We start from the raw sequence: 26012 nt of genomic DNA, 5'->3' as shown, positions 1-26012 counted from the left end.
CGATGAGGAGGGGACGGGCTGTCGAGGCTGGAAATTAGTTCACTACGATCGAAAAGAACAAGACTTGTTTAAGTGTTCACCTTGCTCTATTTTGCAGGCAACCGTGGAACCGCCTCTTCCGGGAGCCCTCCGTGCACCACGCCATGACCTCGCTCAGCAGGCAGTTAGGGTGGCGCCGTGGTGAATCCAGCGGGCAAGTTCGGGCCCTACGGCGGCGGGGACACCCGCCTGCGCTCCGGCGGGAGTCAGACGGGGTCGGACCTGGTCCGCTCCCGGGTCGCGCTGCGGGTGCGCCTGAAGTCCGTGGCTCCGGGTGACCGGCTCCCGGACGCGGGCGTCCTCGCCGAGGAACTCGGGATCGGTGAGATCACCGTGCGCCGCGCGCTGGAGGGGATGTGCCAGGACGGCCTGCTCGACCGGCGGCGAGGCCGGGCGGGCGGCACCTTCGTCGCCCCGGACTGGGACACCGTCGTCGCCCTGATGCACGACGCCGAGGAGGCCGCCGCACTGGACTCCTTCCACCTGCTGCTCGAATGCGGACTGGTGGCGCACGGCGCGGGCGACGTCCAGGACGGCTCGCTCGAAGGGCTGCGCTCGCTGGTCGCGGAGATGGACCTGACCGAGGACCCGGCCCGGCTCGTCGAACTGGAGACCCGCTTCCACCTCGACCTCGCCGAACTGCTCGGCGGCGCCGGCATCCGCGAGTTCGCCGCCGACCTGCTCGGCCGCCAGTGTCTGCTGCTGCCCCCGCCCGCACCCGACGTCGTACGGGCCCGCAACCGCTGCCACGCCGACCTCCTCACCGAACTCGGCCGCGGCGCGATGGACCCGGCCGTACGGGCCGTGAAGGAACACCAACGGGCCCACCCGAACTGACGGACGACCAGCCGACCAGCCGACCAGCCGATCCCGCGCACCCGGTGCGCTCCGCCCCACCGCACAAGGAGCAGTCGCCATGTCCGAACCCGGAGCCGTCGGCCCGCCGCCGACGTCGGGCCCCGCCGGCGGCACGACCCAGCGCCTGCGCGGCGGTGTGCTCGGCATGGCGGACATCGCCGCCGCCACCATGGCCAACGTCGGCCCGGCGATGAGCTTCTTCTTCGGCTTCGCCTTCCTCTCCACCACCGCGGGCGTCGCCTCCCCGCTGACCATCGCCGCCGCCGGCGTCGCCGTCGCCCTGCTCGGCAACACCCTCGCCGAGTTCTCCCGCGCCCACCCCTCGGCGGGCAGCTTCATCACCTTCGTCGGCAAGACCTTCGGGCCGGTCAGCGCCGTGACCACCGCGCTCCTCGCCGGCCTCGGCTACATCATCGCGATGGCCTCGGTGATCGCGATCTCCGGCGGGTTCGTGCAGATCACCCTGCACCACTACACCGGCATCGACCTGCCGTGGATCCTGTGGACGCTGCTGCTCACCGGCGTGTCGGTGGTGCTGATGCTGCGCGGGATCGTGGTCTCCACCAAGTGGGCCGGCTATTTCTTCGGCGTGGAGATGCTGGTGCTGGTCGTGGTGTCCGTGGCGGCACTCGTCGAGCATCGCGGCGATCTGTCCGCCGACCCGTTCCTGCCGGGTCAGCTGCGCCACGGCGTCAGCGGCCTCGCGGCCGGGTTCCCGCTCGCGGTGTACCTGTTCATCGGCTGGGAGAACTCGGCGGCGCTGGCCGAGGAGACCGAGAACCCGCGGCGCAACGTCGGCCGCGCCGTCCTCTCCTCCGTCGCGATCATGACAGTGAGCTACATCCTCTTCTCCTACGCCACCGTCACCGGCTTCGACTACGACACGGCCGCACTCGGCGACTCCCCCATCCCGTTCATCGACGTCGCCCAGCACACGCTCGGCGCGTTGGCGTTCCTCGCCTATGTCGGGGGGCTGACCTCCACCCTCGGGGTGCTGATCGCCGGCATCAACTCGCAGGCCCGGCTGATCTTCAACGCCGGACGGGAGGGGCTGCTGCCTTCGTTCTTCGGATACGTCCACCCCACCCGCCGTACGCCCAACAACGCGATCATCACGTTCGCCGTCACCTCGCTGCTGATCATCGGCGGCTGGGGGCTCGGGCATCTGCTCGGCCCCGACGGCGGCCGCATGGATCCCGTGGTCTTCTTCACCGAGTCCTCCAGCCTGGGCGCGCTGCTGATCCTGCTGGTGTACCTCGCCTCCAACATCGCGCTGCCGCTGTACTACCGCCGGTACCGGCCGCAGGAGTTCCGGACCGTACGGCATCTGGTGCTGCCGGCGATCGGGGCGCTGGCGATTCTGGTGCCGCTGTACTACCTGGCCAAGCCGGGGCAGCCTGCGCCGTACAGCTGGTTTCCGTATGTGGCGCTGGCGGCGCTGCTCGGTTCCGTCGGGTATGCCACGGTGTTGGTGCGGCGGGATCCGACGCTGGCGGAGCGGGTGGGGTCGGTTGTCGCCGATGTGGAGTGAGCGGAGTGAGCTGCGCTCGGTTTGAGTGTCGTTGTTCGTCTGCGGCGCCGTCGTGGCTGGTCGCGCAGTTCCCCGCGCCCCTGAAGTTGCGGACCTTGCCGCCTGCTTAGACGGCGTCCTGAGTCGGTTGTCCAGGTGCTCCGGGGTGGCGGTAGATGTACGGCGGCGGGGCAGGCGCGGTGTCGGGGTCGGTCAGGGTACGTAGGAGCTGGTGGTCCGGGGAGAGCGTGCAGGCCGGGTCTGTGCGGGTGGGGTCGCCGGTGAGGGCGTGGGCCTGGCAGCGGCAGCCGGCGAAGTCCTCCTCGCGGCGGGGGCAGGTGCGGCAGGGTCCGGTCATCCAGTCGGTGCCGCGGTAGCGGTTGAACGCCGGGGAACTGTCCCAGATCCAGGCGAGCGGATGGTCCCGTACGTTGGGCGGGTCCAGGCCCGGCAGGGAGGCGGCGGCCGGGCAGGGCAGCACGGTGCCGTCGGGGGTGACGGTGAGAGAGACCGCTCCCCAGCCGCCCATGCAGGGCTTGGCGACCCCGTCGAAGTAGTCCGGGACGACCCACACCAGGTCGATCCGCCCGGCCAGCCGCTCCCGCCGACGTTCCACGGTCTCCCGGGCGCGGGCCAGCTGGTCGCGGGTCGGCAGCAGCGCGGCGCGGTTGAGCAGGCCCCAGCCGTAGAACTGGGTGTTGGCCAGTTCGACGCGGTCCGCGCCCCAGGCCTCGCCCAGGTCGATGAGATCGCCGACGGCGTCGAGGTTGTCGCGGTGCAGGACGATGTTGAGGCCGAGCGGGAGGCCCGCCGCGCGGACCAGGGCGGCGGCCCGCTCCTTGGCTGCGAAGGCGGACGGGTGCCCGGCGATCCGGTCGCCCGCCCGGGCGTCGGAGTGCTGCACCGAGAGCTGGACGCTGCGCAGGCCGGCCTCGCGGAGCGCGGTCAGCCTGGGCTCGTCCAGGCCGATGCCGCTGGTGACCAGCTGGGTGTAGATCCCGGCGTCCTCGGCGGCGGCGACGATCCGCTCCAGGTCGGGGCGCAGCAGGGGTTCGCCGCCGGAGAGATGGGTGTGGACGACGCCCAGCTCGGCGGCCTGCCGTAGGACGTCCGTCCATTCGTCGGTGCTCAGTTCGCCCGAGCGGCGGGCCAGTTCGAGCGGGTTGGAGCAGTACGGGCAGTGCAGGGGGCAGGCGTGGGTGAGTTCGGCGAGCAGTGCCCAGGGGCGGGCCGGCGGCTGGGCGGCGGTCATGTGAGCCAGCCCTCCCCTCGCAGCCGGTCGAGGAAGGCGGGGACCTCGGCGGCGACCGGCGCGCCCGGGAAGCGCGCGGCCAGTTCGCCGACGATCCCGGGCACGGTACGGGTCCCGTCGCACAGACCGACCACATGGCCCGCGTTGCCTTCGAGGACGACCACCCGTTCGGGCAGGACCAGCAGGTCCGCGCCCCGCACCGGGTCGTGCCGCAGCATCAGCGCCGGCGCGAGGGCGGGACACCATGCACCGCCGGGCACGACCGTCACCCCTGCCCGCGCCAGGGCCGCAGGTCCCGCTGCGACGGCCCGCCGTCCCCGACCGCGTTGCGCACCGGCCCCGGCCGGCCCTGAGCGGCACCCTGCCGCCATGGCCGACTGTCCGTCTCAGGCCGCTCGTCGCGTACGGCCCGCTCGTCTCGTACGAGGCGTTCGTCGCGTACGGCTCGCTCGTCCCGGGCGCCGGTGCGCCACGGGCGGAGGTCCGGCCAGGGCCGGGCGTGCCCGTTCCGGGCGGCGGGGCCCTCCTGCTGGACCGCGTCGAGCAGGGCCCACAGCACCTCGCACTTGAAGGTGAGCGCGGCCAGGGCCCGCTGCTGGTCCTCGCGGGTGCGGGCCCAGTCCAGGACGAGGGCGAGGGCCTCGGTGCTGTCGCGTCGGCCCTGGTCGACCCGGGTGCGGAAGTAGGCGAGGCCCTCCGGCCGGATCCAGGAGTAGTGGCGTTCGAAGGCGTCGATGCGCACCCGCATCAGACCGGGCGCGGTGAGCTCGGTGAGCGAGGCCGCGACGGCCTCCAGCGGCGGCCGCAGCCGGCAGAAGTTGACGTATCCCTCGACCGCGAGCCGTACGCCCGGCAGGACGGAGTCGCCCTTCAGCAGATCGTGGCGGTCCAGGCCGGCCGCCTCGCCGAGCCGCAGCCAGCGTTCGATGCCGCCCTCGCCCTCCGCGCGCCCGTCGTGGTCCTCGATGCGCCGCAGCCACAGGCGCCGCAGCTGCGGGGAGTCGAGCTTGGCGGTGATCAGCGCGTCCTTGACGGGGATGTGCCGCTGGTAGTGGAAGCGGTTGGTGATCCAGGCCCGCACCTCCTCGGGGCGGAGGTCGCCCTCGTGCATACGGACGTTGAAGGGGTGCCGGTCGTGATAGCGCTCCTGGGCCACCGCGCGCAGGCGGTCCTCGAATTCGGCGGGGCTCCAGGGTTCGGTTTCGGTCCGGGGGGCGAGGGTCGTGGTCACAGCTCGATCACCAACTCGTCGTCGGCCACCTCGATGCCCAGCCGGGCGAGCCGCTTGTGCTGCGCCGCGGTCGGGTCGACGAGGGGGTTCGTGTTGTTGAGGTGCGTGTAGTAGCAGCGGGCGGACAGCGTGGCGAGGACGGCCGCGGTGCCGCCGGGGCCGTCGATGGGCAGATGGCCCATGCCGGTGGCGGTGCGGGAGGAGATGCCGGTGCGGCGCGGCTCCTCCTCGTCCCAGAAGGTGCCGTCGACGATCACGACGTCGGCCTCGGCGGCGACCTGGTGCAGGGCGTCGGACCAGACGGCGACGGCGGGTGCGTAGACCGCCGTACGGCCGGTGGCGGGTTCGTACAGGCGCAGCGCGACGACCCAGGCCTCGTCCTCGTCCTCGGGTGCGTCGGCGGCGTACCGGGGGCGCTTGGCGGACACGGGTACGGCGGTGATCCGCAGGCCCTCGTCGGGCGGGCCGAGGGAGCGCGCGCCGTGACAGGTGAGTTCCCGCCAGGTCAGAGCGGTGTAGGGGGCTAGGACCTCGCCGAGGCGGAGGCGGTCCTCCAGGGCCCGGCGGACCGGGGGCGTGGCGTGGATCTCCAGGGCGTCCGCCTCGCGCAGCCGTGCGATGCCCAGGGTGTGGTCGAGTTCGGCGTCGGTGAGGACGACCCCGGCGATCGGTGTCTGCCGGGGCCCGGGACCGGGGTGCAGCGCCGGGTGGGCCTCGATCTGGTCGCCGATGTCGGGGGTGGCGTTGACGAGGTACCAGCGGCCCTCGTCGGTACGGACCGCGAGGGAGGCGTGACGGCGGCGGCGTTCGGGATGCGCGCGTGCCCCGGAGCACCCGGGGCACGCGCAGTTCCACTGCGGGATGCCGCCGCCGGCCGCGGTGCCGAGCAGCTGCAGCAGCACGGCGGCGGGCTAGCGGGCCGCGAGGGAGTAGGCGGTGACCTCGAGGGCGGTGTCGACGACCGTGTAGCCGGGTGTCCGCCAGGCACTCGTGTCCGCCGCCTCGCCGGTGGTCGCGGCCTGGTGCTCCGCCCGCTCGGTGGTGTCGTTCATGGTGCGTACCTTCCTTTCGGTGAAGGTGGGTTCACCCCTCGGTGAGGGGAGCCTGGGGGCTGGGGAGCTCACCCGATGGTGACCCTGAGGAGGGAGTCCTTGTCGGTGCCGCGGTCGCTCGTGCCGAGCCAGAGCTCGTCGGCGTCGGGCACCTTGGCCAGGGCGCGCATCCTGCCGTAGACACCGGCGTAGTACGACACGGCGGTGCCGAGGCCCGTGCCGGTGCCGTCGATGGGCAGCGTCCACAGCCGTTCGCCGCGCAGGGTGGCGACGTACAGGACGTCGTGGGCGATCGCGACGTGGGCGGGCACGCCTCCCTCGGAAGGGCGCCAGACGTGCAGGGGGTTGGTCATGCCCGCGGTGGTGCAGGACCCCTCGCACGTGGGCCAGCCGTAGTTGGCGCCCGGACTGATCAGGTTGACCTCGTCCCAGGTGGCATCGCCGATCTCGGTCTCCCACAGCCGGCCGCGCGCGTCCCAGGCGAAGCCCTGGGGGTTGCGGTGGCCGAGGCTGTAGACGCGGGTGCCGAACGGGTTGCCGGGTGCCGCCTCTCCGCTCCTGGTGAGGCGCAGGATCTTGCCGTTGAGCGAGGCCGGGTCCTGGGCGAGGGGTTTGTCGCGTGCGTCGCCGGTGCTGACGTAGAGGTAACCGTCGGGGCCGAAGGCGATCTTCCCGCCGTTGTGGTCACCGCCGCGGGCGATGCCGCCGAGCAGGACCTGGTAGTCGCTGAGCGAGGTGCCGTCGAAGCGCATCCTGACGACCCTGGTCTCGTCGGCGGCCGTGTGGACGAAGAAGACGTCCTGGTCGGTGGTGCCGTTCCAGGTCGGCGAGGGGGCGACCCCCAGCAGCCCGCCGCCGTTGCCGTTGTCGCCTCCGGCGGGGGCGAAGACGGTGTTCGGCACCTCGCCCACCTTCGTACGGGAGCCGTCCCGCGCCACCGTCCACACCCTGGCGCTGTGCCGCTCCGTCACCAGTGCCTTCTGCCCGTCGGGCAGGAACGTGATGGCCCAGGGCCGGGTCCACTGCTCGGAGAGGACGGAGACGGCCGTGGGCGCGGCACCGGCCCGGCCGGGTGCCCCGGGGTCGGCGGCCACCGACGCGGGCTGTGCGCCGCAGAGGGCGAGAAGGGCGGCGAGGAGGGTGGCCACCACGCGGCGGTCCGGGGTCATTTGACGGCGACTTGGGGTCATCTGAGGGCGCCTTGAGGTCATTTGATGGCGGCTTGAGGTCATTTGACGGTGACTTTGAGGATGCGGTCCTTGTTGTCGCCGCCGTCGGTCGTGCCGACCCACAGCTCGTCGGCGCCGGGCACCTTGGCGAGCGCGCGCAGTCGGCCGTAGCTGCCGTTGTAGTACGACTTCCCGGCCCCGACGGCCTTGCCGGTGCCGTCGATCGGCAGGGCCCACAGCCGCTGGCCGAGCAGCGTCGTGACGTAGATGACGTCCTTCTTGATCGCGATCTGGGCGGGGACACCGCCCTGGTCCGGGTGCCAGACCTTCTTGGGGTTGGTCATCCCGGTCTTCGCGCACGAGCCCTCGCAACTGGGCCAGCCGTAGTTGCGGCCCGGCTCCACGAGGTTGAGCTCGTCCCAGGTGTTCTCGCCGATCTCGCTCTCCCAGAGCCGGCCGCGGCTGTCCCAGGCGAGGCCTTGGGGGTTGCGGTGGCCGAGGCTGTAGACCCGGGTGCCGAACGGGTTGCCGGGTGCCGCGGCGCCGCTCTTCGTGATGCGCAGGATCTTGCCGTTGAGGGAGTTCCTGTCCTGCGCGAGATTGCGCTTGAGGGCGTCACCGACGCTGACGTACAGATGGCCGTCGGGGCCGAACGCGATCTTTCCGCCGTTGTGGTCGCCGCCCCGGGTGATGCCGCCGAGGACGACCTTGTAGTCGCGCAGCGAGCTGCCGTCGAAGTGCATGCGCACGACACGGATCTCGGAGGTGGCCGTGTGGACGAAGAAGACGTCCTGGTCCGTGGTGCCGTTCCAGGTCGGCGAGGGGGCGACGCCCAGCAGCCCGCCCTTGCCGCCGCTCGGTGAGGGGGGCACGGTGTTCGGCACGGTGCCGACCCTCTTCTTGGCGCCGTCGCTCGACTGGAGCCATACGGCGGCCGTGAAGCGCTCGGTCACCAGGGCCCGCTTCCCGTCGGGCAGGAAGGTGATGCCCCAGGGCCTGGTCCAGTCGCGGGACAGGACGGTGACGCCCGTCGGTGCCGCGGCGGCGGCCCGGGGGTCTTCCTCCGGGCCGGCCGCGGCCGGCCTCGCGGGCTGCAGCAGGCAGGCGCCGAGGACAACGGTGACGGCGGCGATCGTGGCCCGGCCGCGCCGGACTCGATGCGGCACCGGTTGCGCCAAGCGTGACATTCCGAGGCCTTTCCTGTCGTGAGGGGGCGACAGGTGTCGACTCCCTCAAGGAGTATTGGGGCCTGGTTTCCGCGCGGGCCACCGGAGCTCGCCCATCCTGCTGACGGCCCGGGCGGCCGGGTGAACCCGGGGCGAATACGTAGGCGTTTACGTGGTTCTACGGAGGTGTCGCCCCTCGGGGGCCGTCTACGTTCGGGGTGTCGAACGTCGTGAGTCGTGTTGAGGGGACCGAGTGAGAGGCAACGCCCGAGGCGTGCGGGGCAGAGGGGTGACCCTGCTGGTGGCGGGGAGTCTGCTGGTCGGATGCTCGGTCGGAGGAGACGACGGCGGGGACGACGGGGGGACCGCGAAGAGCGGTTCGCCCTCCGCCGACGCCACCGCCCGTGCCACGCCCGCCCCTTCCACCTCCTCCACCTCCTCCTCCGCTTCCTCCGTCTCCTCCGTCTTCACCCCTGACGCCTCGCTCGTCCCCCGGACCTCCAAGGACGGCGTGGCCCTCGCCGACTCCGTCGTACTCGCCCCCGCCGACTGGGGCCGGGGGTTCGTCGCCCAGCAGCAGGCCGCGAGCACCCCGGGCACCTGGGCCGTGCTGGACGACGACTGCCGCTGGGAGCGGGAGAAACTGCCGGCCGGGGTGCTGGCCGGCTCGTCCCGCTACAGCCGGCTCCCGGCCGGCGGCGGCAAGGGCGCGGTCAAGGTGACGGCCGCGGTCACCGTCCACGATTCCGTCCTCGGCGCCGACGAACAGCTCAGCACCACCCTCGAAGAGGTACTGCGCTGCCCGGACCAGCAGCCCCGGAGCAACGAGCGGATCACCGGCCTGAATTCGCTCGGCACCCCCTTCGGCGCCCGTGAGCAGGAGTACGCCGACGACTCCGTCCTGGAGGCCGGCCAGTACGTCGAGAACGGCGGCGCCGCCCAGCCGTACTCGTGGATGGTCGCCCGGCTGGGCACGGTCGTCGTGGCCGTCTCCGTGACCGGCGCGAAGGGCAACACCGAGCAGGAGCTGAGACAACTGGGCGCCGAAGCGCTGGCCAAGATGCTGGAGCGGATCCAGCAGCGGTTGAAGGGGAATTGATGGAGCCGCTGCGTACCTCCGACCCGGCCCGGCTGGCGGGCTACCGGCTGCTCGGGCGGCTCGGCGCGGGTGGCATGGGCGTGGTCTACCTGGGCCGTTCGGCCGGTGGCACCCTGGTCGCGCTGAAGGTGATCCAGGCCGAGTACGCCGAGGACCCCGGCTTCCGGGAGCGGTTCCGGCGCGAGGCGGACACGGCCCGCCGGATGACCAGCCCGTGGGTGGCGCCCCTGGTGGACGCCGATCCCGGGGCGGAGCAGCCGTGGCTGGCGACCGCGTTCGTACCGGGGCCCTCGCTCGCCGAGGCCGTCGCCGCGCACGGGCCGCTGCCGGTGCGCACCCTGAGGGCGCTGGGGGCGCGGCTCGCCGAGGCGCTGCGGGAGCTGCACGCGGCGGGGCTCGTGCACCGGGACGTCAAGCCGGGCAATGTGCTGCTGGCACTGGACGGACCGCGGCTGATCGACTTCGGTGTGGCCCGGGATCCCGAGGACACCTCGCTCACCTCGACCGGTGTCGTGGTCGGCACACCCGGCTTCCTCTCCCCCGAACAGGCGCGGGGCGCCCGGGAGTCGGGGGCGGCGGGTGATGTGTTCTCGCTGGGCTGTGTGCTGGCGTACGCGGCGACCGGCCGTCCTCCGTTCGGCACCGGGTCGCTCGACGCGCTGCTGTACCGCACGGCGCACGACGCGCCCGATCTGGAGGGCGTACCGGAGGAGATCGCCCCGGTGGTGGGCGGCTGCCTGGAGAAGGACCCGGAGCTGCGGCCCACGGCCGGGGCGCTGGCGCAGTCCTTGTCTGCCCCCGCCCCGACCTCGCCTCCCGATCCGCGTGAGGCGCTGCGTGCGGTGCGGCCCGAGGCGGCGGACGGGCCCGCCGCGCCCCATCCGGAGCCCGCGGACGCGGCTCCCGAGGACGCCGTCCCCGGTGACGAGGCCTGGCTGCCGGAGCCGTTGGTCCGGCTCATCGCCGAGCGGTCGGCGGCGGGGCTGGCGCTGCCGGGCATCGACGACACCGAGATCGACGCCTCGGACGCGACCGTGCCGTCCCCGGCCACGCCGCCGGGGCGGGGTGTCGGCCGGCGCCGCTTCCTGCTGCTGGCCGGTGGTGCGGCCGCGGTGGCGGCGGGCGGGGGCGCGCTGGCCGTCTGGGGGGTTCCCTTCGGCGGGGGCGGGGGCTCGGCGTCCTCCGGATCGACGCCGAACGACAGCATGCCCCTGTACACCATCGGGCTGCACGCCGATCTGAGCGGTGATCAGAAGGCGGTCGGGCGGGCTCAGGAGCGGGGGCTGCGGCTCGCGGTCGACGAGTTCAACGCCCGGGGGGACGCGTCGTTCGCGCTGGCCGTGAAGACGGTGGACGACGGCGGCGATTCCGCGAGGGCGGCCGAGGTGGCGAAGCAGCTCGTCGCGGACCGTTCCGTCGTGGCCGTGGTCGGTCCCACCACGGACGCCACCGCGCTGGCCTCGCTCGCGACGTACGACGCCGCGTCGCTGCCCCTGATCGCGGTGTCGCCCGGCGCCACCGTGCTGGGGGTGATGGGCAGCCGGTCCTTCCTGCACGCCCGCGTCACGGACACGATCCTGCCGTTCTACCTCAACGCGTATCTGCGCGGCACGGCCAAGTCGCGCACCATCGGGATCGTCGACGACCGGGCGGCGGACACCTACGGCTGGGAGATCAGCAGCACGCTCAGCCGGATCCTGCGCGACGACCGGCAGCCGGCCGTGCCGAAGGTGGTCAGCGCGCTGCGGACCGACTTCGCGCCGACCCTGGACGCGCTGCTCGACGGGGGCGCCGACTCGGTGGTCTTCGCCGGCTACCACGACCGGGCGGCGCTGCTGGCCCGGGAGCTGACCCGCCGTGACTTCCCCGGCGCGCGGGCCGCCGCACACGGGGTGCTCGACGCGCGGTTCCTGTCCGCCGCCGGGGACGCCGCCGAGGGCTGGGCGGTTCTCGCCCCCGTCATGGACGCGGCCACGGCACCCGAGGCGAAGGCGTTCGCGGCGGCCTACCGAGAGAAGTTCGACGCGGAGCCCGAGCGGTACTCCGTCGAGACGTACGACGTGGCGCAGCTCGTGCTCAGGACCCTGGGCTCGCTCGGCGTCGCGAAGCGCACCCGGCCCGGCCTGACGGCGGCGCTGCGCTCGGCCACGTACGAGGGGATCAGCCGGAACCTCGCGTTCGACAGGACGACCGGGGCGCTGGTCGTCGACGGCAGCGGGGTCTATCTGTGGAAGGTCACGGACGGCGGGTTCGCGTACCAGGGCGTGGCGCCCTATCAGGTCTCCGCCTGAGGGGGCGTCGATGGAGCCGTTGCGCGGCGCCGATCCGGCCGGGATCGGGGGCTACCGGCTGCTGCGCCGGCTGGGCGCGGGCGGCATGGGCGTGGTGTACCTGGCCCGCTCCACGGGCGGTTCCCTCGCGGCGCTGAAGGTGATCCGCGCCGGACACGCGGACGACCCGGGGTTCCGGGCCCGTTTCCGGCGCGAGGTGGAGACGGCGGGCCGGGTCACGAGCCCCTGGGTGGTGCCGCTCCTGGACGCGGACCCGGACGCGGCCTCGCCCTGGCTGGCCACGGCGTTCGTGCCGGGCCCCTCGCTGGCGGAGGCGGTCGAGGAGTGCGGGCCGCTGCCGTACGCGACCGTCCGCGTCCTCGGCGCCCGGCTCGCCGAGGCGCTGGACGCCGTGCACGGGGCGGGGCTGGTGCACCGGGACGTCAAGCCGGGCAATGTGCTGCTCGCGGTCGACGGGCCCCGGATGATCGACTTCGGTATCGCCCGGATGCCGGAGGACACCGCGCTCACCGCGAGCGGCATGGTGGTCGGCTCACCCGGCTTCCTCTCCCCCGAGCAGGCCCGGGGCCGAGGCCGGGAGATCGGGCCGGCCAGTGACGTCTTCTCGCTCGGCTGTCTGCTGGCGTACGCCGTGACGGGCGAGCGTCCCTTCGGCTCGGGCTCCGCCGCCGAGGCACTGATGCGTACGGTCCACGACGAGCCGGACCTGGCCGGCGTACCGGATCCGCTGCTGCCGCTGCTGCACGCCTGTCTGGCGAAGGAGGCGGGGGCCCGTCCCGGCGTGCCGGACATCCGGCGGGCCCTGGGGGGCGGCGAGGCGCGGGGCGGGGCCGCGGTGGAGGGCTCCGATGCGCGGGGCGGGGCCGCGGTGGAGGAGGCCGAGGCGCAAGGCAGGACCCCTGCGGAAAGGGCCGAGACACAGGGCAGGGCCGTGGCGGAGGGGGGCGTGGCCCAGGGCGGGACCCCAGCCGAAAACGCCGAAGCCCAGGGCAGGGCCGTGGCCGAGGAGGGCAAGGCACAGGGCGGAACCCCGGCCGAAAACGCCGAAGCCCAGGGCAGGGCCGTGGCCGAGGAGGGCAAGGCACAGGGCAGGACCCCAGCCGAAAACGCCGAAGCCCAGGGCAGGGCCGTGGCCGAGGAGGGCAAGGCACAGGGCGGAACCCCGGCCGAAAACGCCGAAGCCCAGGGCGGGACCCCAGCCGAAAACGCCCGGACACAGGGCGCGAACCCGGCCGAGAGCGCCCAGGCGCAGGGCGGGGGCTGGTTGCCGGAGTCGCTCACTCGGTTGATCGCTCGTCGTTCGGCCGTGGTGCTCGCGTTGCCGGACGTGTCGGCAACGGAGGTGTCGGGGGCGTCGGGGGCGTCGGCTGCGGGGGACCGTGCCGGTGCGGAGACGGCTGCGGGTGACCGGCCGGGTGGGCCGACGGCCGCGGACGGCGGGGCGGGTTCCGGCGGGAGCACCATGCGGCGGCGGTTCCTGGTGCTGGGGTCGGCCGCGGGGGTGCTGGCCGCAGCCGGTACGGCGGCCTGGTGGACCGCCAAACGCCCTGACGGGACCTCGGACGAGGGCGGCTCCACCGCGTTGCCGCGTCTGACCCTCGCCGTGCACGCCGACCTCAGCGGCAGCGGCCGTACGACGGGCCGGGCCCAGGAGAACGGCGTCCGGCTCGCCGTCGATCGGCTCAACTCCCGTACCGGACGCACCTTCGACCTGGCGCTCCAGGTGCACGACGACCAGGGCGGCACGGCCCGGGCACGGCAGATCGCCGAGCGGCTGGCGGCCGACGAACGGGTCCGCGCCGTGCTCGGGCCGAGCACCGACGCCTGCACGAAGGCCACCCTCGCCCTCTACCAGAAGGCCCTGCTGCCGATGGTGTCCGTGTCGGTCGGCCTCGACGACGTGTCCGCCTCGAAATACCGGGTGTACGCCGCCACCCGCCCGAACGACGCGACCCTCGCGGCGCCGCTCGTGGCGTATCTCGTCCGCACCGCCGAGGCCCGCACGACGGTGCTGGTCGACGACGAGGCCGAGGGCGACTTCAGCTGGGGCGTCTGCTCGGGGGTCGCCGAGGCGCTGGGCTCGGGGCACACCACGATCCGGCGCACGCTGGCCGCCGACGCCGGCTCGGACGGCGCGTTCCGTGCGCTCGCCGAGGCGGTGACGGACGCCGGGGCGGACGCGGTCGTGTTCGGCGGAGGGTACGCGCGGGCGGCGCGGCTGGCCCGTGCGCTGCGCACCGCCGGCTTCTCCGGTGCCCGGCTGGCCACCCAGCGCGCCTGCGACGCACGCTTCCTCACCGCGGCGGGGGACGCCGCCGACGGCTGGGTCTTCGCCACCGCCTACCTCGACGCGACCCGGGTGACGGCCGCGAAGTCCTTCGTCACCGCCTACCGCGCGCGCTTCGGCACCGTCCCGCCGCCGTACTCCGCCGAGGCCTACGACGCGACCCTGTTCGTCGCCCGTGCGCTGACCTCGCTGGGCGCGGACCGTGCCGAACGGGGCGCGATCGTGGGCCGGTTGCGCGAGACCGACTACCGGGGGATCACCAAGCGCCTGCGCTACACGAGCTCCAGCACCGGCTACACCCTGGACGCGCTGTATCTGTTCCGGGCCTCCGGGGGCGCCTTCCGTTTCCTCGGGCAGTACGAAGACGCGACGACCTGAGCACGGCGGTTCAGCCGCTGAACGCGGGCCCTGACATGCGCGTCACGATCAGCGCCGCCAGGGCGGCCCGCGAGGAGACTCCCGTCTTGCGGTAGATCCGCGAGACATGGGTCTCGACCGTGCGCCGGCTCAGACAGAGGCGGTCGGCGATCGCGGGGCTGGTGAGGCCCTCGGCGACGAGACCGGCGATCTCCCGTTCGCGGGCGGTGAGTTCGGCGAGCCGCCGCTCGGGGCCGTCCCCGGCCTCGGCCACCGCGGGCCCGACCGCGTCGGCGAGGCCGGTCAGCAGCGCGGAGCCGCCGGCGACGGCGAGCCTGCGCCCCCGGTGCCAGGCCGCCTGTCCCCGCCGGGGCCCCTCCGGGTCCGCCGCCAGCAGGGGGGCGCCCAGGAGCAGGGAGAACGCCTCCCAGAACAGCCCGCCGCTGCGGGTGCTCTCCTCGGCCGCCGACAGGAACAGGTCCGCCGCCGCCCCGGTGTCGCCCAGGCCCAGGGATATGTTGGCGGCGCTGCGCATCGCCGAGGCGCGCTGCACGGGCAGGTCGAGCCGCTCGGCCTCCTCGCGGGCCCGCCGGGCCCACTGCTTCGCCTCGTCCACGTCGCCGGCGGCGACGGCGGCGGTCACCAGAACCTCCAGGAACAGGGGGCGCATCGAGGGCTGGAGTCGGTGCAGGCCGGGGCCGCCCGCCTGGAGGACCGCCTCGCGGGCGCGGGCCGGATCGCCGGCGGTGAGGGCCGCGTAGCCGAGCATGCAGCGGGCGATGGACGCCCACCAGTTGACGCCCAGTCCGGCCGCCGCGACCGCTTCCTCGGCCACCGCGAGGGGTCGCGGATCGCCGGGCGGGCAGGCGGCCACCACCGCGTGGGCCTTGGTGGCGAGGACGAAGGCGAGCAGTTCGTCGCTGCCGATGCCGCGGGCGATGTCCTCGGCCTCGTCCGCCAGCTCCACGGCGGACACCGGCCGGCAGATCTGGATGTGCACATGCGCCTTGCACAGCAGCAGATGGGGCAGGAGGTGGAGCCGGCCGGTGCGGCGGGCGATGGCGAGGCCGCGGTCGGCGTGCCGCTCGGCGTCGGCGAGGCGTTCCAGGAAGGCCTCGGCCCAGCCCAGCCGGGCCAGTTGCTCGCACAGGCCGGTGAGGTCGTCGTCCGGCAGTGAGTCGACGAGGGCGGCCGCCTGCCGGGCGTACATGTCGGCCTCGGTCGTCTCGCCCTCGTAGGCCTCCCCCAGCGCGGCGACGGCCAGGGCGCCGGCGACGCCCACCTCGTCCCCGAGGGAGCGGGCCACCGCGAGGGTGCGGGCCATGTCGGCGCGCACGGTCGGGTAGGAGGTGTCGTGCGGGGCCGAGGAGCCCAGTTCCAGGCCCAGCGCCACCTGGTCGGCCGGTGAGGGCGCCGGGTCGTCGCGGTGCAGTTCGCGGCGGAGCAGGGCCGCCGCCTCCGTGTAGCGGCCCAGGTGGCGCTCCATCACCGCGCACAGCACGACGGCGGACGCCCGCGAGCCGCCTGTTCCCGCGCCAGTTACTTCGCCTGTTTCCTCGCTTGTTCCCTCGTCTGCTCTCCCGCCGTTTCCTGCGCCGGCCGGGTCGGGCATGGCGATCACCTGGTGCAGCAGGTCGCGGCTCTCCTGGAGTTCACCGCAGGCGCCGAGCGCGCGGGCCCGCCGCAGCATCAGCTCACGGCGTCGCGCCGCGTGGTCCGGGGTGTGCGGCAGATGCCGCAGTACCGCCCCCAGCCAGTGCGCGCAGCTCGCGGGCGCGGTGTCCGCGGCCTGTTCGGCGGCCTGGATCAGCACGCCCGCCGTCTCGGGGTCCCAGCCGGAGAGCGAGCGCTCGGCATGGTGGGCCAGCTCGGCGGGCGGGGCGCCGGCGCGGGCGAGTGCGGCGGCGGCGAGCCGGTGGGTCTCGGTGCGCAGCCAGGGGTCGGTGCCGTCGTGCACGAGGCTGCGCAGCACCGGGTGGCGCAGGGTCAGCCGTCCGTGCGGGCCGGTGCGCAGCAGGTCGCGGCGGGTCAGCTCGGCGAGGTCGGCGGCCAGGTCGGCCGGGGCGCGGCCGGTGACCGGGGCGAGCAGGGCGGGGGTGGCGTGGTCGCCGAGCGCGGCCACCACCTCGACCAGCCGGCGCTGCTCGGCGCCGAGCCGGGTCAGTTCGTCCAGCAGCAGCGCGCCGAGTCCGGTCGTGGACAGCCGGTTGACCGAGGCGCCCTCGCGGTGCGCCTGGAGCAGGGCCAGCAGATACAGCGGGTTGCCCTCGCTGGCGGCGAAGAGCCGTACGGCCTCCTCGCGGTCCAGGCCGGGGGTGAGCCGCGCGACGCAGCTGCGTTCGTCCAGCGGTCCGAGGACCGTGCGGCGCACGGCCCCGGTGTCGGTGCCGCGCAGGAGGGCCGCGGTCAGTGGGGCGGGGCTCTGCCGTTCCCTGCGGGCGACGGCGAGCAGGACCCGGGCACGCGGGGGATGCCGTACGAGATGGTCGAGGAGTTCCAGGGAGGCGGGGTCCGCCCAGTGCAGGTCGTCGAGCACCATCACCAGGGGTGTGGTGGCGGCGTGGGTCAGCAGAGCGGCGGTGGCGCGGTGCAGGCCGAAGCGGGCGGCGCTGCGGGCGGCGCCGGTCAGAGCCTGTGTCATATCCCCGGCCGGGGATATGACACAGGCTCTCAGCACCGGGGCGACCTCGGCGACGGCGGGGAAGGACTCCCGGACGGCCGGGTCGAGGTCGGCAAAGGCGTCGGTGAACGGCTGGAAGGGGATGTGCCGTTCGTACTCGGTGGCCCGGCCGCGCAGCACCGTGGCTCCGCCGCGTGCGGCGCGCCGGCAGAGCTCGTGGGCGAGGCGGCTCTTGCCGATGCCCGCCTCACCGCTGATGTCCAGTACCGCCGGGCGGCCCTCCGCGTCCGCCGCCAGGTCCGCGAGCAGGCGGTCGAGCAGCCCGAGTTCGCTGTCCCTGCCGATCAGCGGCATCCGTTCCGTCGTCATGTCCCCGTCCCCGTCCGACCCGTGGTGCTGATCATCCTGCCGTATGCCACTGACAGTCCGGCCACGGAGGTACGTAAGCCGCGTACGTGGCACCTCGGTCGTCCTGGCCCGACGCGCTCAGGCGACCCGCTCCCGCTCCGGTTCCTCGAACTGGGTTCGGTACAGCTCGGCGTACCGTCCGTCCGCCGCGAGGAGGTCCTCGTGGGTGCCGCGTTCCACGATGTGGCCGGACTCGACGACGAGGATGAGGTCGGCGGCGCGCACGGTGGACAGGCGGTGGGCGATGACGACGGCGGTGCGGCCGGCCAGCGCCTCGGTGAGGGCCTCCTGGACGGCCGCCTCCGAGGTGTTGTCGAGGTGGGCGGTGGCCTCGTCGAGGACGACGACCTGCTGGCGGGCCAGGAGGAGCCGGGCGATGGTCATGCGCTGGCGTTCGCCGCCGGAGAGCCGGTAGCCGCGTTCGCCGACGACGGTGTCGAGACCGTCGGGCAGAGAGCGGACGAGGCCGTCCAGGCGGGCGCGGAGCAGCGCGTCCCACAGCTCGTCCTCGCCCGCCTCCGGCCGGGCCAGCAGCAGGTTGGCGCGGACCGAGTCGTGGAAGAGGTGGCCGTCCTGGGTGACCATGCCGAGGGTGGCCCGCAGGGAGCCGGCGCTCAGGTCGCGGACGTCGGCCCCGCCGATGCGGACGGCGCCGCCGTCGACGTCGTACAGGCGCGGCAGGAGCTGGGCGATCGTCGACTTCCCGGCGCCCGAGGAGCCGACGAGCGCGACGGTCTGGCCGGGTTCGGCGCGGAAGGACACGCCGTGCAGGACCTCGTCGCCCCCGCGTGTGTCGAGGGTGGCGACCTCCTCCAGGGAGGCGAGGGAGACCTTGTCGGCGGACGGGTAGCCGAAGCGGACGTCGTCGAACTCCACGGACACGGGGCCCTCGGGGACCTTGCGGGCGTCCGGCTTCTCCTCGATGAGCGGTTTCAGGTCGAGTACCTCGAAGACGCGCTCGAAGCTGACCAGGGCGCTCATCACTTCGACGCGCGCCCCGGCGAGCGCCGTGAGCGGCGCGTACAGGCGGGTGAGCAGGAGCGCCAGGGCGACGACGGCGCCCGCGTCGAGGGTGCCGTTCAGCGCGAGCCGGCCGCCGAGGCCGTAGACGAGGGCGAGGGCCAGGGCGGAGACGAGGGTGAGGGAGGTGAGGAACACCGACTGGGCGGTGGCGGTGCGTACGCCGATGTCCCGGACCCGGGCGGCGCGCGCCGCGAACTCGGCGGACTCCTCCTCGGGGCGCCCGAACAGTTTGACCAGGGTCGCGCCGGGTGCGGAGAACCGCTCGGTCATGCGGGTGCCCATCGCGGCGTTGAGCGCGGCGGCCTCCCGCTGCATCCCGGCCATCCTGCGGCCCATGCGGCGGGCCGGGATCACGAACACCGGCAGCAGGGCCAGCGCCAGCAGGGTGACCTGCCAGGACAGGGTGAGCATGACGGCGAGCGTGAGCAGCAGGGTGACCAGGTTGGACACCACGCCGGAGAGGGTGTTGCTGAACGCGCGCTGGGCGCCGATCACGTCGTTGTTGAGTCGGGAGACGAGCGCCCCCGTACGAGTACGTGTGAAGAACGCGACCGGCATTTTCTGCACATGATCGAACACGGCCGTGCGCAGATCGAGGATGAGTCCCTCCCCGAGCGTCGCCGACAGCCTCCTGCCCAGGATGCCGAGCGCCGCCTCCAGGACCGCGATGAGCGCGATGAGCAGCGCCAGCCGGACGACCCGGTCGGGGTCGCCGTGCGACACGATCGCGTCGACGACGCGTCCGGCGAGTACGGGTGTGGCGACGGCGAGCAGCGCGGTCACCACCCCGAGCAGCACGAACAGCGCCATACGGCGGCGGTGCGGCCGCGCGAACGCGCCGATGCGGCGCAGCGTGGCGGGGTGGAAGGGGCGCTGTTCCTGCTGGGAGTTGATCACGCTGTACAGCTGCGTCATAGCGACGGCGTCCATGCTCATGGAAGCGACCGTAGAACCTCAACCATTCTCGAGGTCAACCTCTGCCTCACCCACCCCCGCCCGAAGGCCCGCCCGAAGGCCCGCCCGACGGACCGTCCGAAGGACCCGATGACCGTACGTAATGCTCCGTCCCCGCTTCCGCAACCCGCTGTTGGGACCGCGCGGAAAACCTCTCCCACTGTGACAGCGGTTCCGCTCCCCTCGCCTCCCCGGCGCTTCCCCGTCCGCCGGGTCCTTTGTCTGCTTCCCCTCCTGTTGGTCACCGTGGTCGCGGTGCGCCACCACTCGGTGCTCGCGGACGGCTTCGGCCATCTGCGTACGGCGCAGTGGCCCTGGCTGCTGGCCGCGGCGGGGGCGACCTGTCTGACGTGGGTCGCCGCGGCCGTCACCCGGCAGGGGGCGGTGGTGCAGCGGCTGCCCCGGCTGCGGCTGCTGGCCACCCAGTTCGCGGCGGGCGCGGCCAACCATCTGCTGCCGACGGGGCTGGGCGCGAGCGCGGTCAACCTGCGCTTCATGACGGTGTGCGGGGTGCCGCTGGCCCGTTCCTCGGCGGCCCTCGCGCTGTATCTGCTGGCGGAGGGCGTGGCCCGGGTGGGGCTGCTGGCCGTGCTGCTGCTGGTGTTCCCCGACGCGCTGCGGCTCGGCTCGCTGCTGCCGCACGGAGCGGTGGGCCCGCTGCTGGCCGCCCTGGTGGCGGTGGTGGTTCTTGCCGCGGTCGCGCTGACGTGCGTACGACGGCTGCGGGCGGCCGTGTTCTCGTTCCTGCGCACCGCGCTCGGCGAGGCCCGCTCGGTGCACACCTGCCCGGCCCGGGCGATGGCCCTGTGGGGCGGTTCGCTGGCGTTCCCGGTGCTCCAGGCGGCCGGACTGGCGGCGGTCGGGCAGGCGTTGGGCCTGCCGGTCCCGGCCTTCCACATGGCGGTGGCGTATCTCGCGGCGACGGTGGCGGTGGCCCTGGTGCCCACCCCGGGCGGCATCGGTTCGGTGGAGGCGGCCCTGATCGTGGCCCTCGTGGCGGCGGGTGGTCCGCCGGCCCTCGCCACGGCGGTCGTCCTCACCTACCGCGTCATCACCGTGTGGCTGCCGCTGGTGCCGGGGGCGGTGACACTGGGGGCGCTGGTGCGCTGGAAGGTGATCTGAACGCCTCCGCGTGCCGGGGCACCGGGGGTGCCCGGAAGTCGCCGTCGGGGAAGCCCTGGGGTGCCAACCGCCGTGCCCGATACGGCAGGATGAAGGATCGTGCCTGCTTGCGGCGGGCGCGACCGCACATCCAGTGAACAAGCAGGTGACAACGTGACGAGACTTCACATCCGGCCGTCGGCGGGCCACTCGGGCCGTGCCGCGGATCGACTTCCCGGAGGTGACCGGTGAACCGCGCGCTGACCCTGGACGACCTCGTACTCGCCGGGATCGCCCTGGCCACGGGGTTCCTGGTGGCCTTCCTGTCGCGCACGCTGCTGCGCTGGCTGGGCAAGCACGCCAAGCGCACGAGGTGGAGCGGCGACGACGTCGTCGTGGACGCGCTGCGCACGGTGGTGCCGTGGGCGGCGATCGTGGGCGGCGCGGCGGCCGCGGCGGCGGTGCTGCCGCTGACGAGGACGGTCCAGCACACCGTCAACCAGTGTCTGACGGTGCTGATGATCTTCGTGGTGACGGTGTCTGCGGCCCGAGTGGTCGCCGGTCTGGTGCAGGCGCTGACCCAGTCCCGCTCCGGTGTCGCGGGCTCCGCCACGATCTTCGTGAACATCACGCGCGTGCTGGTGCTGGCCATCGGCTTCCTGGTGATGCTGCAGTCGCTGGGCATCTCCATAGCCCCGATGCTCACCGCGCTGGGCGTCGGCGGTCTGGCCGTCGCGCTAGCTCTCCAGGACACGCTCGCCAACCTCTTCGCGGGCATCCACATCCTCGCCTCCAAGACCGTCCAGCCCGGTGACTACATCAAGCTGAGCAGCGGTGAGGAGGGGTACGTCGAGGACATCAACTGGCGTCAGACCACGGTACGGGCGCTGTCCAACAACCTGATCGTGATCCCCAACGGGCAGCTCGCCAAGGCCAACATGACCAACTTCATGCGGCCCGAGCAGCAGTTGACGATCCTGGTGCAGGTGGGTGTGGCCTACGACAGCGACCTGGAGCACGTGGAGCGGGTGACCATGGACGTGGTCGCCGAGGTGATGACGGAGATCACCGGCGCGGTCCCGGACCATGAACCGGCCGTCCGCTTCCACACCTTCGGTGACTCCCGCATCGGCTTCACGGTGATCCTGGGCGTGGGCGAGTTCAGCGACCAGTACCGGATCAAGCACGAGTTCATCAAGCGGCTGCACAAGCGCTACCGCGAGGAGGGCATCCGGGTCCCGGCCCCGGCCCGCAACGTCTCGCTGCAGCAGGGCGCCGTCGTCATCCCGCAGCAGCGCACCGGCACCGGCACCGCCGAGGCGGACGAAGTGGCCTCCGCCCGCCCCGAGAAGTGACGCGCCTCGACAACTGACCTACAGGGTCGCCGAGTTCTCGTGCCAACGTGCCCGGGACCTGTTGTGCGGGGCCGTGAGGGACGGCGTCACCGGGGTGACCGTCCAGTCCGGATGGCCGGGCATCCTCGGTGTCGTCGTGCCGTACAGCCAGTCGCGCAGGAAGCCGGAGACGTCCAGGGAGAAACGGGACAGGCACCGGGTCGTACGGATGTCCAGGGTCGCCGTGGCCTCGACCAGGGTGGTCGTGGCGTCGCAGGAGAGGTCCAGGTCGTAGTCGGTGACCCGGTAGCCGTCGTTGCCGAGGGCCGGGAAGACGGGGTCACCGAGGGTCTCGGGGGCCGGGGTGGCGGCCGTGTCCTTCCCGTCGCCCGCGGGGGCGGCGTGGGCCGCGCCGCCCCCGGCGACGACGACTGCGGTGCCGACGAGGGCCGCGGCGGGGCCCGTCACTCTGGTGCGATATCTCATGATCCGCTTTCGCTCGGGCGGCCGGATGGCCGGTCCGGCCGGTGGACGAGGTCGACTCTCTGCCTCCTCGACCACCGGATCGGCCGCATCGGTTGCCCGTACGGAGCACACCGCCGGCGAAAAGTGTGAGCAGCCCCCGGCGGACCCCTGTCGAGCACGCCCCGCTCACGAGATATCTTGATGTCGAGCAATGTTGCAGACGTGGAGCGGAGCACCCGGTGACTGACTCGACCATCATCTATACGCACACTGACGAGGCCCCGGCCCTGGCGACGTATTCCTTCCTGCCGGTGGTCCAGGCGTACGCCTCGCAGGCGGGTGTCGCCGTGACGACGCGGGACATCTCGCTGGCCGGGCGCATCATCGCCGTCTTCCCGGAGTACCTGACCGAGGACCAGCGCATCCCGGACGCGCTGAGCGAGCTCGGCGAGCTGGCCAAGACGCCCGAGGCCAACATCATCAAGCTGCCGAACATCTCGGCGTCGATCCCGCAGCTCAAGGCCGCGATCGCCGAGCTCCAGGGCAAGGGCTACGCGCTGCCGGACTACCCGGACGACCCGAAGACCGACGAGGAGCGGGACGTCCAGGCCCGCTACGACAAGATCAAGGGTTCCGCGGTGAACCCGGTCCTGCGCGAGGGCAACTCCGACCGCCGCGCCCCCGCCTCGGTCAAGAACTACGCCAAGACCCACCCGCACCGCATGGGCGCCTGGTCCGGCGAGTCCAGGACGAACGTCGCGACGATGAGCGAGAACGACTTCGCCTCCACCGAGAAGGCCGTGGTGATCCCCGAGGACACCACGCTCCGCTTCGAGCTGGTCGGCGCCGACGGCTCCGCCACCGCCCTGCGCGCGCCGCTCAAGGTCATCGCCGGCGAGGTCGTCGACGCCTCCGTGCTGCGTGTCGCCGCGCTGCGCGAGTTCCTCACGGCGCAGGTCGCCCGCGCCAAGGCGGAGGGCGTCCTGTTCTCCGTGCACCTGAAGGCCACGATGATGAAGGTCTCCGACCCGATCATCTTCGGTCACGTGGTACGCGCCTTCTTCCCGAAGACGTTCGAGCAGTACGGCGAGACGCTGGCCGCCGCCGGTCTGTCCCCGAACGACGGCCTGGGCACCATCCTCAAGGGCCTTCAGTCCCTCCCCGAGGGCGACGCGATCAAGGCGTCCTTCGACGCGGAGATCGCCGAGGGCCCGGCTCTGGCGATGGTCGACTCCGACAAGGGCGTCACCAACCTGCACGTGCCGTCCGACGTCATCGTCGACGCCTCGATGCCGGCCATGATCCGCACCTCCGGCCACATGTGGGGCCCGGACGGCCAGGAGGCCGACACGCTCGCCGTCCTGCCCGACCACTCCTACTCCGGCGTCTACCAGGCCGTGATCGAGGACTGCCGCGCCAACGGCGCCTTCGACCCGTCGACCATGGGCTCGGTCCCGAACGTCGGTCTGATGGCGCAGAAGGCCGAGGAGTACGGCTCCCACGACAAGACCTTCGAGATCCCGGCCGACGGCACGGTCCGCCTGGTCGACGAGGCCGGCAACGTCGTCCTGGAGCAGGCCGTGGCCGCCGGTGACATCTTCCGCGCCTGCCAGACCAAGGACGCCCCGATCCGCGACTGGGTCAAGCTGGCCGTCACCCGCGCCCGCGCCACCGGCGACCCGGCCGTCTTCTGGCTGGACCCGAGCCGCGGCCACGACGCCGTGATCATCGAGAAGGTCAAGGCGTACCTGCCGGAGCACGACACCGAGGGTCTGGACATCCGGATCCTGTCCCCGGTCGAGGCCACCAAGCTGTCGATCGAGCGCATCCGCCGCGGCGAGAACACCATCTCGGTGACCGGCAACGTGCTGCGCGACTACCTGACCGACCTCTTCCCCATCCTGGAGCTGGGCACCAGCGCCAAGATGCTGTCGGTCGTCCCGCTGATGGCGGGCGGCGGCCTGTTCGAGACGGGCGCCGGCGGTTCCGCGCCGAAGCACGTCCAGCAGCTGGTCAAGGAGAACTACCTGCGCTGGGACTCCCTCGGTGAGTTCTTCGCGCTCGTGCCGTCCTTCGAGCAGTACGCCACGGCCACCAACAACGACCGCGCCCAGGTCCTCGCCGACACCCTCGACCGCGCCACGGCGACCTTCCTCAACGAGGACAAGTCCCCGACCCGTCGCGTCGGCGGCATCGACAACCGCGGCAGCCACTTCTACCTGTCCCTGTACTGGGCGCAGGAGCTGGCGCGGCAGACCGACGACGCGGAGCTGGCCAAGGCCTTCCAGCCGCTCGCCGAGACGCTCGGCGCGGCCGAGCAGACCATCGTCGACGAGCTGAACGCCGTCCAGGGCGAGGGCGCCGACCTCGGCGGCTACTACCAGCCCGACCCGGCGAAGGCGGCGGCGGTCATGCGCCCGTCGGCCACCTGGAACACGGCGCTGGCGTCCCTGAGCTGACCCACCCCGCTCCGCCCCGCGCCCCGGCCGGCACCTCCCGGCCGGGGCGCGGTGGTGCGCCGACCGGACATCACGGCGGCGCCGGAACCGGGCCTCACCAGTCCCGGGTGGCGATCAGTTCCTCGATGTCCGCGTCCGTGAAGCCGTAGGCCCGGGCGATGAACCAGAAGTCCTCGGCTATCTCCTCCCGGGCCACCGTCTCGATCTCGCTGCCGGCCTCCCAGAAGGCGTCCTGCAGCGCGTTGAACTCCTCGGTGGCGGCCTGGGTCAGTACGTACAGCGCGTCCAGGTCCGCGGGCCGCTCCGTCTCGACGCGCTCGCACAGGCGCAGCAGGATGTCCCTGCCCCGGTCCACCACCGGGTCCGGGTAGTAGTCGTCCCGGTACAGCGCCTTCAGGAACGCGTGCCCCGTCACCTGCTCGTTCGCCACCGCCATGCCCCGCCCCACCTTCTCGCCCCGCCGTGTTGTGATGGCATCTCCGATCATGCACCACGCCACTGACAACGCCCCGGGAGCCGCCCGATGACCCCTGCCGCACCCTCCTTCCAGCTCCTGCCCGGAGCCGCCGGCTCGCCGGTGATCCTGCATGTGCCGCACTCTGCGCGGGAGATACCGGCCGAGGTGCGGGCGGGCATCGTGCTGGACGACGGGGCACTGGAGCGGGAGCTGGACCACATCACCGACGCGCACACCGCCCGGATCGCCGAGGAGGCGGCCCGGCTGGCCGGTGTGACGCCCTGGCGGTTCGTCAACCGGCTGTCGCGGCTGGTCGTCGATCCGGAGCGGTTCCCCGACGAGCGGGAGGAGATGCGGGCCGTCGGGATGGGGGCCGTGTACACGCGGACCACGCACGGGGAGGTGCTGCGAGGTGACGGTCTCGACCCCGCGCCGCTGGTCGAGCGGTACTTCCGGCCGTACGCCGACGCGATGACCGGGGCCGTGCGGGAGCGGCTCGCGGCGGTCGGGCGGGCCGTCGTCGTCGACGTGCACTCCTATCCGACCGAGCGGCTGCCCTACGAGCTTCACGGCGAGGGACCACGGCCGCCGGTCTGCCTGGGCACCGACTCCTTCCACACCCCGCCGGAACTGCTCGCCGCCGCCCGGAAGGCGTTCGCGGAGATCGGGGACACCGGGCTGGACGGCCCGTTCGCCGGGACGTACGTACCGCTGGAGTACTACGGGCGGGAGCCGAGGGTGTCCGCGCTGATGGTGGAGATCCGGCGGGACACCTACATGACTGAGCCGGGCGGGCCGGCCGGGGCGGGACTGCCCCGGCTGGCCTCGGCCCTCGCGGCCCTGGTGGACGCCGTGTCCTGAACGGTCAGGCGTGAACGGT

General features: G+C 73.1%; 19 protein-coding genes and 1 pseudogene. 9 read left to right on the top strand and 11 right to left on the bottom strand.

The window, feature by feature from the left end:
* Positions 1–177: 177 nt before the first annotated feature.
* Both ACLZN2_RS20800 and ACLZN2_RS20795 read left to right on the top strand, forming a co-directional pair.
* On the top strand, positions 178–876 hold the full coding sequence (locus tag ACLZN2_RS20800; RefSeq protein WP_416980169.1) for a FadR/GntR family transcriptional regulator: 699 nt from the start codon (positions 178–180) through the stop codon (positions 874–876).
* Positions 877–955: 79 nt separating this feature from the next.
* Positions 956–2428: an APC family permease gene (locus ACLZN2_RS20795; RefSeq protein WP_416980167.1), complete on the top strand. Its 1473-nt coding sequence runs from the start codon at positions 956–958 to the stop codon at positions 2426–2428.
* 106 nt (positions 2429–2534) lie between these two features.
* Here ACLZN2_RS20795 and pqqE read toward each other — a convergent pair whose 3' ends face one another.
* The 7 genes and pseudogenes from pqqE to ACLZN2_RS20760 all read right to left on the bottom strand — a co-directional run bounded on the left by pqqE (position 2535) and on the right by ACLZN2_RS20760 (position 8277).
* The gene (gene pqqE, locus ACLZN2_RS20790) at positions 2535–3659 is read right to left on the bottom strand and encodes a pyrroloquinoline quinone biosynthesis protein PqqE (protein WP_416980165.1); all 1125 of its coding nucleotides are present in this window, start codon (positions 3657–3659) and stop codon (positions 2535–2537) included.
* Positions 3656–3919, bottom strand: a complete 264-nt coding sequence (pqqD, locus tag ACLZN2_RS20785) for a pyrroloquinoline quinone biosynthesis peptide chaperone PqqD (RefSeq protein ID WP_416980163.1) — start codon at positions 3917–3919, stop codon at positions 3656–3658. The genes pqqE and pqqD overlap by 4 nt, the downstream gene beginning before the upstream one ends.
* Positions 3920–4179: 260 nt before the next feature.
* Positions 4180–4890: pseudogene (pqqC, locus tag ACLZN2_RS20780) on the bottom strand (pyrroloquinoline-quinone synthase PqqC); the annotation flags it as partial.
* Positions 4887–5792 carry a pyrroloquinoline quinone biosynthesis protein PqqB gene (gene pqqB / locus ACLZN2_RS20775; RefSeq protein WP_416980161.1) on the bottom strand — a complete coding sequence of 302 codons (906 nt, stop codon included), beginning with the start codon at positions 5790–5792 and terminating at the stop codon, positions 4887–4889. The pseudogene pqqC and the gene pqqB, both read right to left, overlap by 4 nt.
* A gap of 9 nt (positions 5793–5801) precedes the next feature.
* Positions 5802–5942, bottom strand: a complete 141-nt coding sequence (pqqA, locus tag ACLZN2_RS20770; RefSeq protein ID WP_416980159.1) for a pyrroloquinoline quinone precursor peptide PqqA — start codon at positions 5940–5942, stop codon at positions 5802–5804.
* Between the two features lie 68 nt (positions 5943–6010).
* Positions 6011–7111, bottom strand: a complete 1101-nt coding sequence (locus tag ACLZN2_RS20765; RefSeq protein ID WP_416980157.1) for a PQQ-dependent sugar dehydrogenase — start codon at positions 7109–7111, stop codon at positions 6011–6013.
* 59 nt (positions 7112–7170) lie between these two features.
* A complete protein-coding gene (locus ACLZN2_RS20760) occupies positions 7171–8277 on the bottom strand; it encodes a PQQ-dependent sugar dehydrogenase (RefSeq protein ID WP_416980155.1) in 1107 nt (368 codons plus the stop codon).
* A gap of 253 nt (positions 8278–8530) precedes the next feature.
* On the opposite strand from ACLZN2_RS20760, the gene ACLZN2_RS20755 reads away from it, so the two are divergent.
* Genes ACLZN2_RS20755 through ACLZN2_RS20745 form a run of 3 tightly spaced genes read left to right on the top strand, consistent with a single transcriptional unit; the run spans position 8531 to position 14332 of the window.
* Positions 8531–9376 carry a hypothetical protein gene (locus ACLZN2_RS20755; protein WP_416980153.1) on the top strand — a complete coding sequence of 282 codons (846 nt, stop codon included), beginning with the start codon at positions 8531–8533 and terminating at the stop codon, positions 9374–9376.
* Entirely contained in the window at positions 9376–11667 is a 2292-nt protein-coding gene (locus ACLZN2_RS20750) for an ABC transporter substrate-binding protein (protein WP_416980151.1), read from the top strand. Before ACLZN2_RS20755 ends, ACLZN2_RS20750 begins: the two co-directional genes overlap by 1 nt.
* A gap of 10 nt (positions 11668–11677) precedes the next feature.
* A complete protein-coding gene (locus ACLZN2_RS20745) occupies positions 11678–14332 on the top strand; it encodes an ABC transporter substrate-binding protein (RefSeq protein ID WP_416980149.1) in 2655 nt (884 codons plus the stop codon).
* 10 nt (positions 14333–14342) lie between these two features.
* Here ACLZN2_RS20745 and ACLZN2_RS20740 read toward each other — a convergent pair whose 3' ends face one another.
* Together ACLZN2_RS20740 and ACLZN2_RS20735 are read right to left on the bottom strand one after the other, a co-directional pair.
* A complete protein-coding gene (locus ACLZN2_RS20740; protein ID WP_416980147.1) occupies positions 14343–17300 on the bottom strand; it encodes a helix-turn-helix transcriptional regulator in 2958 nt (985 codons plus the stop codon).
* 117 nt (positions 17301–17417) lie between these two features.
* A complete protein-coding gene (locus ACLZN2_RS20735) occupies positions 17418–19292 on the bottom strand; it encodes an ABC transporter ATP-binding protein (protein WP_416980231.1) in 1875 nt (624 codons plus the stop codon).
* Positions 19293–19478: 186 nt separating this feature from the next.
* On the opposite strand from ACLZN2_RS20735, the gene ACLZN2_RS20730 reads away from it, so the two are divergent.
* Both ACLZN2_RS20730 and ACLZN2_RS20725 read left to right on the top strand, forming a co-directional pair.
* Positions 19479–20438, top strand: a complete 960-nt coding sequence (locus ACLZN2_RS20730) for a lysylphosphatidylglycerol synthase transmembrane domain-containing protein (protein WP_416980145.1) — start codon at positions 19479–19481, stop codon at positions 20436–20438.
* 227 nt (positions 20439–20665) lie between these two features.
* Positions 20666–21772 (top strand): mechanosensitive ion channel family protein, encoded by a 1107-nt coding sequence (locus ACLZN2_RS20725; protein WP_416980143.1) that lies wholly within the window; start codon positions 20666–20668, stop codon positions 21770–21772.
* 18 nt (positions 21773–21790) lie between these two features.
* On the opposite strand, the gene ACLZN2_RS20720 is transcribed toward ACLZN2_RS20725, so the two are convergent.
* The gene (locus ACLZN2_RS20720; RefSeq protein WP_416980141.1) at positions 21791–22237 is read right to left on the bottom strand and encodes a hypothetical protein; all 447 of its coding nucleotides are present in this window, start codon (positions 22235–22237) and stop codon (positions 21791–21793) included.
* A 218-nt stretch (positions 22238–22455) separates the two neighbouring features.
* On the opposite strand from ACLZN2_RS20720, the gene ACLZN2_RS20715 reads away from it, so the two are divergent.
* Positions 22456–24675: an NADP-dependent isocitrate dehydrogenase gene (locus ACLZN2_RS20715; protein WP_416980139.1), complete on the top strand. Its 2220-nt coding sequence runs from the start codon at positions 22456–22458 to the stop codon at positions 24673–24675.
* A gap of 94 nt (positions 24676–24769) precedes the next feature.
* Here the strand turns inward: ACLZN2_RS20715 and ACLZN2_RS20710 are convergent, their stop codons facing one another.
* Positions 24770–25111 (bottom strand): DUF5713 family protein, encoded by a 342-nt coding sequence (locus ACLZN2_RS20710; RefSeq protein WP_416980137.1) that lies wholly within the window; start codon positions 25109–25111, stop codon positions 24770–24772.
* An 87-nt stretch (positions 25112–25198) separates the two neighbouring features.
* Here ACLZN2_RS20710 and ACLZN2_RS20705 point away from each other — a divergent pair, with 87 nt between their 5' ends.
* Positions 25199–25993 (top strand): N-formylglutamate amidohydrolase, encoded by a 795-nt coding sequence (locus ACLZN2_RS20705; RefSeq protein WP_416980135.1) that lies wholly within the window; start codon positions 25199–25201, stop codon positions 25991–25993.
* Positions 25994–26012: the final 19 nt, after the last annotated feature.

This window comes from Streptomyces sp. T028, assembly GCF_048159505.1.
In the GTDB taxonomy this organism is placed as follows: domain Bacteria; phylum Actinomycetota; class Actinomycetes; order Streptomycetales; family Streptomycetaceae; genus Streptomyces.
Note: the sequence above shows the minus strand (reverse complement) of the source record. Positions and strands in the feature narration are given on the sequence as shown.

Coding starts and splice junctions, on each gene's coding strand:
- ACLZN2_RS20795 (WP_416980167.1), top strand. CDS start 956: ATGTCCGAACCCGGAGCCGTCGGCCCGCCGCCGACGTCGGGCCCCGCC.
- pqqE (WP_416980165.1), bottom strand. CDS start 3,659: ATGACCGCCGCCCAGCCGCCGGCCCGCCCCTGGGCACTGCTCGCCGAA.
- pqqA (WP_416980159.1), bottom strand. CDS start 5,942: ATGAACGACACCACCGAGCGGGCGGAGCACCAGGCCGCGACCACCGGC.
- ACLZN2_RS20765 (WP_416980157.1), bottom strand. CDS start 7,111: ATGACCCCGGACCGCCGCGTGGTGGCCACCCTCCTCGCCGCCCTTCTC.
- ACLZN2_RS20750 (WP_416980151.1), top strand. CDS start 9,376: ATGGAGCCGCTGCGTACCTCCGACCCGGCCCGGCTGGCGGGCTACCGG.
- ACLZN2_RS20745 (WP_416980149.1), top strand. CDS start 11,678: ATGGAGCCGTTGCGCGGCGCCGATCCGGCCGGGATCGGGGGCTACCGG.
- ACLZN2_RS20740 (WP_416980147.1), bottom strand. CDS start 17,300: ATGACGACGGAACGGATGCCGCTGATCGGCAGGGACAGCGAACTCGGG.
- ACLZN2_RS20735 (WP_416980231.1), bottom strand. CDS start 19,292: ATGGACGCCGTCGCTATGACGCAGCTGTACAGCGTGATCAACTCCCAG.
- ACLZN2_RS20720 (WP_416980141.1), bottom strand. CDS start 22,237: ATGAGATATCGCACCAGAGTGACGGGCCCCGCCGCGGCCCTCGTCGGC.
- ACLZN2_RS20710 (WP_416980137.1), bottom strand. CDS start 25,111: ATGGCGGTGGCGAACGAGCAGGTGACGGGGCACGCGTTCCTGAAGGCG.
- ACLZN2_RS20705 (WP_416980135.1), top strand. CDS start 25,199: ATGACCCCTGCCGCACCCTCCTTCCAGCTCCTGCCCGGAGCCGCCGGC.